The sequence below is a fragment of the Streptomyces sp. CNS606 genome (assembly GCF_000426325.1).
The window spans coordinates 1-11,680 of the sequence record NZ_AUFD01000029.1 but is presented as its reverse complement, the minus strand read 5'-3'; the positions used below and the strand labels follow the sequence as shown (position 1 = coordinate 11,680).

General features: G+C 67.2%; 6 protein-coding genes. 4 read left to right on the top strand and 2 right to left on the bottom strand.

Annotation, left to right across the window (positions count from 1 at the left end; all coding sequences use genetic code 11):
• Nucleotides 1-112 precede the first annotated feature (112 nt).
• The 4 genes from K304_RS29820 to K304_RS0118525 all read left to right on the top strand — a co-directional run bounded on the left by K304_RS29820 (nt 113) and on the right by K304_RS0118525 (nt 8,540).
• Nucleotides 113-3,769 carry a type I restriction endonuclease subunit R gene (locus K304_RS29820; RefSeq protein WP_486591723.1) on the top strand — a complete coding sequence of 1,219 codons (3,657 nt, stop codon included), beginning with the start codon at nt 113-115 and terminating at the stop codon, nt 3,767-3,769.
• A complete protein-coding gene (locus K304_RS32320) occupies nt 3,766-5,247 on the top strand; it encodes a restriction endonuclease subunit S (RefSeq protein ID WP_158687362.1) in 1,482 nt (493 codons plus the stop codon). The genes K304_RS29820 and K304_RS32320 overlap by 4 nt, the downstream gene beginning before the upstream one ends.
• Entirely contained in the window at nt 5,244-6,857 is a 1,614-nt protein-coding gene (locus tag K304_RS29810; RefSeq protein WP_486591722.1) for a class I SAM-dependent DNA methyltransferase, read from the top strand. The genes K304_RS32320 and K304_RS29810 overlap by 4 nt, the downstream gene beginning before the upstream one ends.
• Nucleotides 6,858-7,016: 159 nt before the next feature.
• On the top strand, nt 7,017-8,540 hold the full coding sequence (locus K304_RS0118525; protein WP_027764975.1) for an N-6 DNA methylase: 1,524 nt from the start codon (nt 7,017-7,019) through the stop codon (nt 8,538-8,540).
• 467 nt (nt 8,541-9,007) lie between these two features.
• Here K304_RS0118525 and K304_RS0118515 read toward each other — a convergent pair whose 3' ends face one another.
• Together K304_RS0118515 and K304_RS0118510 are read right to left on the bottom strand one after the other, a co-directional pair.
• Complete coding sequence (locus tag K304_RS0118515; protein WP_037791014.1) at nt 9,008-11,191, bottom strand: AIPR family protein; 2,184 nt, start codon at nt 11,189-11,191, stop codon at nt 9,008-9,010.
• Nucleotides 11,192-11,375: 184 nt separating this feature from the next.
• On the bottom strand, nt 11,376-11,680 hold a 305-nt coding region (locus K304_RS0118510), incomplete at its 5' end, for a transposase (protein WP_027764973.1).

The following is an 11,680-nucleotide window of genomic DNA, read 5'->3' as shown; positions in this document are numbered from 1 at the left end:
GGCATTAAGCTCGATGATCCCTTCACCGCGCCCGGACAACCCGAGCACTCTACGTCGTACAGCACCCAGGAAGAGCGGTACCCCTCTGATGAGCGCAGGTGGCGACGCACACGTGCCGGACCCGAGACTCGCCGAACTCGCCCGCACGTCACGCAACTTCGGTTTCCTATATGACCATGTGCCGCTACTCGTCGCCTACGGTTCGGGCGCCGAGGCCAACGTGTTCACCGACCCGAACACCTCGCTGATCAAGTCCCGACAGTTCGGTGAGGCCGTTGCTTCCGATCTGGTGCGCCGGGGTCGCGTCCAGTTCACCGGGAGCAAGCAGATCGAGCGCCTGGCCACCCTCGACAGGGAGGGTTATCTGCATGGCAACGTGGGGCCCGCCTTCCACGAGGTCCGCGTGCTCGGCAACAAGGCCAACCACGACGACCACGACGACCACGACGACGCCTTCCGGGCCCTGCGGACCTGTCACCGGCTCGGTGTCTGGTACCACCGTCTGATCACGGGATCCCGCGAGCAGCGCACGTTCGTTCCGCCAGACCCGTCGCGCACGCCAGCCGCACAGAACACGGCCCTGCGCATACAGGTGGAGGAGACTCGGCGGGCGCTGGAGGAGGCCCGTCTCACCTACGAAGGTCAGGCGTCCCAGGCACAGGCGGAGCAGGCCGCCCGGCACACAGTGGAGCGGGAACTCGCCGACGCCGCAGCGGAGCGCGAGGAGCTTGCCCGCCAGGTGGCCGCCATGCAGGACCAGCTCGCGGCACTCCAGCAGGCCCAGTCCGCAGCCGACGCTCAACTGCTGCGCTTCCAGGTCACAAGTCCCGCCGCTGCCTCCGAGGCCGTGGCCGAGCGCGCGCGCCTTTTGGAGAACGCCGAGCAGGCAGCCCGCGAGCCGCTCACCGAGGCGCAGGTGCGCACCCGCCTCGACCAGATGCTCGCCGACGCAGGCTGGAGCGTCCAGGGCGCGGACGGCAGCCTCAACCTGTACGTACAGGGCGACCGGCGCGGCAGCGGAGTCGCGGTCCGAGAGACGACCACCGCCACCGGCCGCGCCGACTACGCACTGTATGTAGAGCGCAAGCTCATCGGCGTGATCGAGGCCAAGCGGGAGGGCGCCGACCTGACGGCTGCCGAAGCACAGGCCGACCGGTACGCCGACCACCCCACCGAGGCACAGCAGCGCCTGATCGCCTGGTGCACTCCGCTGCCGTTCCGCTACGTCTCGGACGGCGGCGAGACCCGCTTCCGCAGCACCCTCGACCCCGACTCGCGCAGCAGGCGAATCTTCTCCTTCCACCAGCCCCGCACGTTGGCCCGCTGGATCCGCCAGGCCGAACAGGACCCACAGGCCCCCTCCTACCGCGCCCGGCTGCGCCTTCGCATGCCCGACCTGGACGAGCGCCCGCTCCGCCCCGCCCAGATCAAGGCGGTGCTCGGCGTGGAGAAGTCCGTGGCGCTGGGCAAGGGCCAGCAGGGCACAGGCCAGTCCCGCTCCCTCGTCCAGATGGCGACCGGCGCCGGCAAGACGTACACGGCGGTCACCTTCTCGTACCGGATGCTCAAGTACGCGCAGGCCGAGCGGGTTCTGTTCCTGGTCGACCGTAACAACCTGGGCGCCCAGGCGCAGAACGAGTTCGAGAACTTCACCACGCCCGACACCAACCGCACCTTCGCCGACCTGTTCAACGTGCAGCGCCTCGGGGCCGACGGTATGAACCCCTCCGCGAAGGTCGTCGTGTCCACCGTGCAGCGCCTGTACATGGAGCTGACGGGCGCGACCGTCCCCGCCACCCGGGGCGAGGACGGCGAGGACGAATACTCCTACGACGCGCCGGGTGACATCTCTGTCGGCTACAACCCCGGCATCCCGCCCGAGTCCTTCGACCTGATCGTCGTCGACGAGTGCCACCGCTCCATCTACGGCAAGTGGCGTTCCGTCCTGGAGTACTTCGACGCCCCCGTCGTCGGCCTCACCGCGACACCCGTCGCCCAGACCTTCGGCTACTTCAACGGCAACCTGGTCAGCGAGTACACCTACCCCGAGGCGGTCGCCGACGGCGTCAACGTCGACTTCCAGGTGTACGAGATCGTGACGCGGATAACGGGCGAGGGCGGGGTCATCGCGCGGGGCGTCATCCCGGTCCGCGACCGCCGCACCCGACGCCAGCGCTACGAGGACTTCGACGAGGACGTCTCCTACGGGGCCACGGAAGTCGGCGTGGGCGTGATCAGCAAGGACCAGCTGCGTACGGTAATCCAGACCTTCCGGGAACGCCTGTTCACGGAGATCTTCCCCGCGCGCGCGAAACGCGACGAGGAAACCGGCGAACTGCTCTGGGACGAGATGTACGTCCCCAAGTCCCTGATCTTCGCCAAGAACGACAACCACGCCGAGGAGATCGTCGAGGTCGTCCGTGACGTCTTCGGCAAGGGCAACGACTTCTGCGCCAAAATTACCCACGCGGCGAAAAAGCCCGCCGAACGGCTCGCCGACTTCCGTAACCTGCCACAGCTGCGCATCGCCGTAACCGTCGACATGATCGCCACCGGCACGGACGTCAAGCCGCTCGAATGCCTGCTGTTCCTGCGGGACGTCAAGAGCTGGGCCTACTTCGAGCAGATGAAGGGCCGGGGCGCACGCACCCTTTCCCTGACCGAGTTCGAGAGGGTCACCCCGGGAGTCGGCCCCAAGACGCACTTCGTGATCGTCGACGCGGTGGGTGTGACCCGCAAGCCGAAGGTGGACGCCGGTCCGCTGGAGCAGCACACGGAGAAGGACCTCAACCTGGAGAGACTCCTCCGCCTCACCGCCCGGGGAGTCGCGGAGGACGCCCACGTCTCCACCCTCGCCTCCCGTCTGGCCAAGCTCGACCTCCAGATGACCGATGACGAACGGGCCGAGGTCGAGAGCCTCACGGGCGGTGTCCCGCTGAAACACATCGTCCACAACATGGTCGACGCCGTGTCGATCGACGAACAGGGCAAGACGCGCGAGGCCGCCGAATGCCTCGGCCTCGACCCCGACCAGGCGGTCAAGGACGTGACCGAACGGGCACTGCGTCCGCTGGCCTCCACCCCCGAGCTGCGCAACCGACTACTGGAGATGCGCCGCGCGAAGGACATCCTCTACGACGAGACGAGCCGCGACGCCCTCGTGTCGGCCGGCGCGGTCCCGGAGGACGAGTCGACCGCCCGCGAGACGGTGCGCGACTGGCGGGCCTACGTCAAGGAGCACCGGGACGAGATGGCGGCGCTGGCCGTCGCCTTCTCGGCCGATTCATCCATGCCGCCCAGGGATGCCTTGAGCCGGCTGAAGAACCTGGCGCGAGGTGTGGCGCGCCCTCCGCGAGCCTGGACAGCGGACAAGCTGTGGCGCTGCTACGAGCAGGTGGGCGAGGCCGTGACGGCGAACCGTTCCACCGCCCGCACTGCGGCCGACCTGCTGGCCCTGCTCCGGTACGAACTGGAGGGCGGTGCGGACGGCGGGGCCCCTCCGCCACGCCCGCACGCGGAGACGGTGGAGGAGCGGTACGCGGCCTGGCTGACCAGCCAGGAACAGGCGGGCGTGACCTTCACGACCACCGAACGGTGGTGGCTCGACCACATCGCCGGTGCCACGATCGAGCGTGTACGCTTCGACACCGCCGACCTCGACTATCCCCCGTTCACGAAGATGAACGGCACGGACGGATTCCTTGCGGAGTTCGGCGAGGAGCGGGCGGAAGAGATCCTCGACGAACTGGACAGGGAGCTGGGCGCGTGACGCTGGGGCTGGGTGAGGGTTCCGGAGGCGGCCGAGGGGAACTGCCGCAGGGGTGGGCGTGGGCGGCGCTGAAGGAACTGTGCGACGTCAACCCTCGCTCCTTCGACGACGAGCCAGGCGACGACGACTTCATCTCCCAAGTCCCCATGGCCTCCGTTGAAGCCGAAACGGGACGCGTCGACGCATCCAATCATGTGCGCTACGGCGACTTGAAGAAGAAGTCACTCACTCGCTTCCAGGAGAACGATGTTCTCTTTGCCAAGATCACACCCTGCATGGAGAATGGGAAGATCGCAGTAGCACGAGGGTTGCTCGACGGTCGCGCCCTCGGTAGCACCGAGTTCCATGTTCTGCGCAGCTGCGGGGCAGTGCTTCCCGAATATCTTATGCACTACTTGCTGCAGCCCGACGTGCGTGCAAACGCAGAGCAGAACATGTCGGGCGCAGTTGGCCAACGACGTGTGCCGCGGCCTTACCTGGAGTCCCTTACGGTTCCTGTACCACCACTTGCGGAGCAGCGGCGAATCGTAACCCAAATCGAGGAGCAAGTCGCTCACGTAGAAGCAGGCGAAGCATCAGCACACGCCGCGTTGTCGAGCGCCGCAACCCTCGCGGAGCAGGTCACCGCCCGTGGCTCGCGCGGTTGCCTGGAAGAAGTCGAACTCGCGCCGGTCCCACTGGAGAGAGCCGATATCGACGATGGGACGATCCCTGACCTCCCCGCCGACTGGAGTTGGGCCCGTCTCGGCGAGGTCGCCTCAGTGGTCGGCGGCGTAACGAAGGACAGCAAGCGTCAAGGAGACCCGAACTACGTCGAGGTCCCTTACCTGCGCGTCGCCAACGTGCAGCGCGGGCAGCTTGTGCTGGATAATGTGACGACTATTCGAGTCCCTCCCGAGAAGGCGCTCTCCCTTCGCTTGCAGCCTGGCGACATACTCCTCAACGAGGGAGGGGACCGGGACAAGCTCGGGCGCGGCTGGGTATGGGAGGGGCAGGTCGAAAACTGTATTCACCAAAACCATGTTTTCCGCGCTCGAGTGATCGGGCAGAGGATCCACCCCAAACTGCTCGCCTGGCACGCCAACGGTTTCGGTAAAGCCTGGTGCGATCGCAACGGCACCCAATCCGTTAATCTTGCATCGATCAGCCTCCGTAAGATTAAGCTCCTTCCCGTGCCGATTCCGCCGCAGGAAATCCAAGAGCATCTGGTGAAGACAATCGAGCTGCACCTAGAGAACGTGGCAACCGCAAGGGCGACCGCCGAAGCGGCCCTGGCTCAGGCCCGAGACCTCCGCGCCGCCCTCCTGAACGCCGCCTTCACCGGCACCCTTGTCCCCCAGAACCCCGCCGACGAGCCCGCCTCCGCCCTGCTAGACCGCATCCGCGCCGCACGCGCGACCGCGAAAGCGGCACCCCGCAAGCGCACCCCTCGCAAACCGCGCACCGCCCCGCCCGGTCAGGATGAACTGCCCCAGTGAGCACCACCACCCTCATGGACAACGCCGCTACCCCAGGCCCCCGCCGCTCCGCAGGCGAGACGACCTCCACTCTCGTCAACCGCCTCTGGTCGTATTGCGAGCTGCTGCGCCACTCCGGCGTCTCCACCCTCGACTACGTCGAGCAGCTGACGTACCTCCTCTTCCTGAAGATGGCGCACGAGCGCGCCAACCGGCCGGCCAGGTTCCGCAAGAACATGCCGGAGGAGCCGCTCGTCCCACCGGGCCTGGACTGGCAGAGTCTCACCAGCCGGTCGGCCGAGGATCTGGTGGACCACTACGAGTACGTCCTGCGGGAGCTTGGCCGCAAGGGCGGGACGATGCTCGGTGAGGTGTTCACCAAGGCACAAAACAAGATCCACGAGCCCGCCGTCCTGGAACGTCTCATCAAGGACCTGATCGACCCCTACACCTGGACCCGCGAGAACCAGGACCTCAAGGGCGACGCCTACGAGGGCCTGCTCCAGCGCGGCGCCGAGGACCGCAAGACCGGCGCCGGCCAGTACTTCACGCCCCGCCCGCTCATCGACGCGATGGTCGACTGCCTGCAGCCGCGCCCCGGTGAGTCGATCACCGACCCGGCCTGCGGCACCGGCGGCTTCCTCATCGCCGCGCACGCCCACATCGTCGAGCGCTACGAGGAACAGCTGTACGGCGACGAGGCCCGCAAGCTCCAGACGGGTGCCATCACCGGCTACGAGCTGGTCCGGGAGACGGCCCGGCTGGCCCTGATGAACATGCTGCTGCACGGCATCGGCACGTCCGAAGCCCGCCCGCTGATCACTATCCAGGACTCGTTGGCGAAATCGCCGCATAAGTTCTACGACATCGTGCTCGCCAACCCGCCCTTCGGCGTCGGCTCGGTCACCGGCGAGGCATACACCTCCCGCGACGACTTCTGGACGCAGACCACGAACAAACAGCTCACCTTCGTCCAGCACATCTACACCCTGCTGAAGACGAACGGCCGGGCCGCGTTGGTCCTGCCCGACAACGTGCTGTTCGAGGGCGGCGCGGGCGCCGAGATCCGCCGTCGCCTCCTGGAACTCACCGACGTCCACACCCTGCTGCGCCTGCCCACCGGCATCTTCTACGCCAACGGCGTCAAGGCGAACGTCCTGTTCTTCGACAAGCGCCCGCCCCGCCCCGGCGGCAAGCCCGCGACCAAACAGCTCTGGGTCTACGACTTCCGCACCGATCAGCGCTTCACGCTCAAGCAGCGCGCCCTGCGCCGCGAGCACCTCGACGAGTTCGTGGCCGCCTTCCACTCGGGCGGCACGGACTACTCGGCCCGAAAGCCAAGTGAGCGCTTCCGGTCATACGAGTATGATGAACTGATCGCCCGTGACAAGGTCAACCTCGACCTGACGGTACTTCAGTCGGCCTCCGCCTCCTCCGCCGCGCTCGCGCCCCCAGACGTGATCGCCCAGGAGATCGTGGAGGACCTGGAGACGGCACTGGCCGAATTCACCGCCGTAGCACAAGCGTTGAAGAAGGCCGCGAACACCAGGGCGGCCGACGGCTCCACCGGCACCACTACCAGCGCTTCCGAAGACGGCACCACGGACGACAGCACGACCCAGGAGCGGTAACCCGGTCTCCCTCCCCGCCAAGTCCCACACGGGCTCCGGTGGCCCTGAGGGCCTGCCGGAGCCCGCTCCCGGTAACGGGAGGCATGGCGCTCGTATTTGTGCGGACTGTACAGACACGGACGGCCAGGCCAGGGACTTCGCACAGGGACTGGGTGACATATGGCCAACGGGTTCGGCCGAGGCAACGGCGCGGCGGCGGCAGGCGTACGACCGGAGAAGCTCTGGGACGGCGACGGGATAGCGGACCGCTTCTGGAAGTTCTACCGCGAGGAGACCAGCACCCGGGCCATCACCCGCCTCCAGTTCGTGGAGCACGTCGGCTACCTGCTGTTCCTCAAGCTGGACCACGAGCGCGCCCAGCGCGCGGGCCGTTTCGCACAGCCGCCCGTCGCACCCGCCGACGCCTGGCCGAACCTTGCCCTGCTCAGCGGTGACGCCCTGCACGCCACACTGTCCGAGCTCATGGACGACCTCGGTGACCAGAACCTATCCGACCGTCCCGACCGCCAGACCGCGAGCGTCGTCTTCCGCGACGCCCAGCCCTGGGACCTCGACCGCATGGCCGAGCTCAACAAGCTGATCGTCGAGCAGATCGACCCGTACCACTGGCTGTCGGTCCGCCAGGCCGAATTGGGCGGCGCCTTCTCGCGGATGCTGCGCGACTGCCGGGATGACATCGACCGCAAGATCGAGACCGGTCAGACACTCACACCCCTCCCCGTCCTGAACGCCATCACCAGGGTGCTCGGCGTGGGCCCCGAGGACATCGTGATCGACCCGGCGTGCGGCACGGGCACGACACTCATCGCCGCCCACAACGCCATGCTCGCCACCAACCGTCAGCTGCCGCCGACCACCCTCGCGGGCGCCGATCTCGACACGCAGATGTGCCAGCTGGCCGTGCTCAACATCCTGCTGCACACCGGCCGTCCGTTCGCCGACCCCGCCCCCGTCCGGCTCGCGGACACGCTCAGGCGCAAGAGCCCAGTCGTCCGGTCCGTGTCCGGTGTCGTGCCCACCGTGGCCATCTGCAACCCACCGTTCAAGAGCAACGGCGTCCAGCCGGACGCCACCATGCGCGACGACTTCTGGGCCTACGGGGACTTCCCCACCAATTTCCTACAGCACCTGGCGATCACCCTGCCCCAGGGCGCGCGGGCGGCGGTGTTCATCCCGGACGGTGTCCTCTTCGGCGGCGGTGCGGCGGCCACCGTACGTCAGAACCTGCTGAGGAACTGCGATGTGCACACACTGCTCCGGCTTCCGACTGGGCTGTTCCACCGCAAGGGCGTGAAGTCGAACATCCTCTTCTTCACGAAGTCCGCCCCCAAGCCGAACGGCGAGCCCGCCACGAAGGACTTGTGGGTGTACGACGCCCGCACGGGCAACCACCACACCGACACCGGCAACCCGGTCACCGAAGCCGACTTCGCGGATTTCATCGCCTCCTGCCTCCCCGAGGGCGGCTTCCTCGCACGGACCGAGTCGGCGTCGAAACGTTTCCGTCGCTATCCGGTGGCGGACCTCCTCGCACGCCCGAACACGAGCCTCGACCTCAAGGCCCATCTGACCCCGGAACTGGGCGACTTCGGCTCCCCCAAGGAGATCGCCTCCGAGGTGGCGGACCGCCTCGACGAGGCCGCCGCCCACTTCCGCCAGGTCGCGGAGGCGCTGCCGGGATAGACCCTGGCAGCAGGGGCCACTGGTACGAGCCTGGGCCGACGGACCTGCAGAGGCGTGAGCACGCAACGGCAGCGTGCCCAGGTTCCCTGGTTCCTGGGCCTTGAGGCACGCCGCGGTCAGCGGCCCGGTCGCGTCTTGTACAGGCCCAGTCCGGCCGTGGGCAGATCTTCACCGAGGTCGGCGGGCAACGGCACCTCTTCCCCATACTTGCCGTGCACGACGCTCCGGTAATCGCCCTCCTGGGCCGGCCGGACAGCGACCACGTGCCCCTCCGGGGCCGACCTACAGGAGACGCACGACGGCTGCGGCGGCGTACCACGAAGCACACAGGGCAGCCCGGTCCCGGTTCTGCCAGCGACGCCCGCCCGTCACGCCTCCACCTCGGTTAACTTCACCGGCCGGCCCTGAACTCGCTCAACAACTCCCGCCCGGCGAACGCGAACGGGTGGTCGGCGCCCAGGCCGGTCTCACGCCGTGCTCGCTTCCCCCGGATCCTCATCGTCCGTGATCCGGTGCCAGAGCCGCTCGGCGATCTCCACCAGCGTCCCCTCCGCCGCAATCCTCCACTGTTTGGGCCCCTGGACCGCGCTCCACTGCTCTTTCCAGTCGGCCGCGTTCCACATCTGGGAGACCAGTCCCGTCGGGGAGTACCGCTTACCGTCGGCCTCCCAGAGGATGGGGGTCTTCCGGTCGTTCACCCAACTCGCCCGGCGGCGACGGGGATCCTCGTCGAGCCAGGCGCCGATGGCCAGCTCCTCCACGGTACTGGGAGCGTAGATGAGAGGCGTGCCTTCACTGATGGCTTCGTGGTCGACGAGCAGGCGAACCGTCTGGGGCCGCCGCTGCCGCTTCGGCCCTGCATCCGACATGAGGGCCTTTAGATTCATGGGGGAGTCCGGACCGGTGCCTCGTTCGAGTACCCCCAGGACCGCGGAGACCAGGCGGGCGCAGCGTTCCTCGTTGGCGAACGTGCTGGTGACATAACTCTTCTTCGTGAAGAGGGTGTCAACCATGGTGATCAGGCAGAGGAGCACGGCGCTGACCTGTCCGGGCACGTCGGTGAGTACGGCAGCCCACTCGTCGTCCGGCTCGTCGAACCGGTCCTTTCCGATGCGCTGGAACACCAGATGGGCCACCAGCAGACCACCACTGTCGACGACAGCTGCCGGGCGCCCACTGAACTTTGCTCTCAGCTCCGTCAATTGGTCCCGGACCAGCCGGAATACCTGGACCGCACGCCAGATCTGCTGGGCGGTCGGCTGCTGGCCGAACAGGTTGGTGTAGGCGCCCCCGGGTCCCTCCTCCCACAGCGCGTTCGTGGAACCCTTGACCCGCACCGCGAGCGACGATTCCCGGTGCATGCAGGCCAGCGCCGTGGCCGCCTCCGTGACCGAGCAGCCCGACTCGGGGGCCGGGTCCAGTTCGCCCCGCCGGAAGACGTATTCCTTGTCGAGCGAGAGGCGGAAGTCCTTCTGGATCTCGCTCTGGACGGTGTCAATGGCGATGTAGTCGCGAAGCTCCATGTGGTTCTGCGTATTGGTGGCCTTGGTGATGGAACGTCCAAAGCCCTCCGGCGCTCCGTCCAGGGAGATGATCCTTACGAGGACGTACGCCTCCGCGACGACCTCGGGATCCCGCTCGTAGGCCCGGAAGGCGGAGGACACCGTCTGAGCTCCGTTGACCACACTGGCGTTGTACAGGGTAAGGGTGGTGGGCTGGCCCACCGCTCTCTTGGCGTGGTATTCCTGCTCGATCCTGTCGCACTGCACCGTGATGCCGTTGTGCCGGTAGAGAAAGCCCTCCGGGTCCGCCAGCATCGACTCCACCATGGTCTGGTTGACCCCGGTGAGCCCAAGTGTCTTGCGCACGTTACGGTCGTAGAGACGCTCGCCGTGCCCTTTCTCATGGTCCCCGTCATCGCTCTGGCCGCCGTACCAGCGCGCCAGTTGATCGGCACTGACCTCACCGATCACCGCCTTGTACGGGTTCTCACGGCTGTACCACTCCCGGTCCATGGTCGCCCTGATAGTGATCGGCTGCGGTTCCAGGTCCTCCCGGATCGCCCGGTGGAAGTCACTCTGGTCCAGGACCCGGTACTCCACGCTCCGGCCCCGTCCGCCGAACTCGTTGGCCGCCTCGTCCAGGATGTTGCGGGTCTCAACCGAAAGACGTCCGTCGCCCATGAGTGCGACGACCAGGTTCACCTTGCACGTGGGCAGCCGCAGGACACCGTGCACACGGTCCGCGAGCAGTTGTAGCCTCTCGTTGAAGTGGTCGAGGTCACGGTTGTCAAGCTTCTTCAGTCCGTGTACCAGCTTGAGTGCCGCCTCCGTGTCGAAGCCGGCCGTCCCCTTGTCCTTCCACTTGGCCTGGATCAGCCAGAGTTCGGTCCCCGAGGCGGAGAACGCGACGCAGTCGATCCCGAAGTCGTCCCTGCCGTCGATCACCCACGCCGCCGCCTCGTCCGAGGTGCAGTCGGCGAGGATGCGGGCGGCCTTCGCGGACACCGCCCTCGACAACAGGGCCGTCTCGCGTTCCCCAGGGTCCTTCTTCTCGAAGTCCTCCATGGGGATCCGGTCCTGGAACTCCCGCAGCAGCGCCCTCCTGATGTGCTGCACCTCGAGGGGCATCACCTGCGTACCCTTAGCCATTTACGCTCCCCACCACCGCTCTCAACGTCCATGTTGAGGGTATCGAAGCGGCAGCGGAACGTGTCAGCCTCGCGTTGGCACCTGGGGCGCTCCTCAGCACAACCCTTCTTGAGCTGTCGCCCCACACCATCACACGCCGTGACGGGCACGCTATTGCGGAGACACGGCGGGCTAAGACCGTGTCCTATGTGGTGAGGCGGGCGAGTCGTTTGTAGCAGCAGAGGGCGGCGGCGAGGCCGAGGAAGGCCAGGTAGTTGCGGGGATGTCGCTCGTAGCGGTGGTTGAGGCGGCGATAGCCGGTCAGCCAGGACATGGTGCGTTCGATGACCCATCGTCGGCGGCCGAGGCGTTCGCTGGAGTCGATGCCCTTGCGGGCGATGCGAACGCCGATGCGTTTGCCGCGTACCCAACGCCGCAGTTCAGGGACGTCGTACGCCTTGTCTGCGTGCAGGCGCCGGGGCTTGAGATGGCGGCCGCGGTGAGGGTCGT

Excerpts from the sequence above, each read along its gene's own strand:
- K304_RS0118525 (WP_027764975.1), top strand. The coding sequence starts at position 7,017 with ATGGCCAACGGGTTCGGCCGAGGCAACGGCGCGGCGGCGGCAGGCGTA.
- K304_RS0118515 (WP_037791014.1), bottom strand. The coding sequence starts at position 11,191 with ATGGCTAAGGGTACGCAGGTGATGCCCCTCGAGGTGCAGCACATCAGG.